Below are 628 nucleotides of genomic sequence, written 5' to 3'. Positions count from 1 at the left end.
GGCTACACCTACGGCGTGCGGGCCTTCGCCCAGGTGCTGCGCTCCACGCCGGAGGGCACCGGCCTCTCCCTCCTGGCCATCAGCGGCTCGGTGGCCACCGAGGTGACGGGGCCTGCCCTCGAGGACGCGTGGAAGGTGCTGCGCACGCTGGCCGCCGACGGGCTCACGGACGACGAGCGCGACGTGGCCGTGCAGAACCTGGTGGGGATCGCCCCGTTGAAGTACGAGACGGCCGCCTCGGTCGCGGGCACCCTCGCGGACCAGGTAGAGCAGCACCTGCCGGACGACTTTCAGGCCCACCTCTACCGGCGGCTCGCGGAGACCGGCACGGTCGAGGCGACCGCCGCGGCCGTCGCCGCCTTCCCCACCGACCGGCTGGTGACCGTGCTGGTCGGCGACGCCTCGGTGATCGCCGAGCCGGTGAAGGCGCTGGGCATCGGGGACGTACGGGTGGTGAGCGGCTAGCGGTTAGCGGCGGGACACCCCGGTGGCCCGAGCCGGGCTGGCGAGCCGTCAGGTGCCGTCCGGCCCGGGCCCGGCCCTGCGCCGCCCGTGCCGCCCGCGCTGCCCGTGCCGTCAGCGCCCGGAGCGCCGGGAGGCGCGTCGAGCGGTCCACGGGGCCGGGGCG

General features: G+C 76.4%; 1 pseudogene. It reads left to right on the top strand.

Annotated features, from left to right (window positions below):
- Positions 1-465, top strand: a pseudogene (locus KUM32_RS36840) (insulinase family protein); the annotation flags it as partial.
- Between the last annotated feature and the right edge of the window lie 163 nt (positions 466-628).

The organism is Streptomyces sp. AC627_RSS907, from assembly GCF_019049165.1.
Note: the sequence above shows the minus strand (reverse complement) of the source record. Positions and strands in the feature narration are given on the sequence as shown.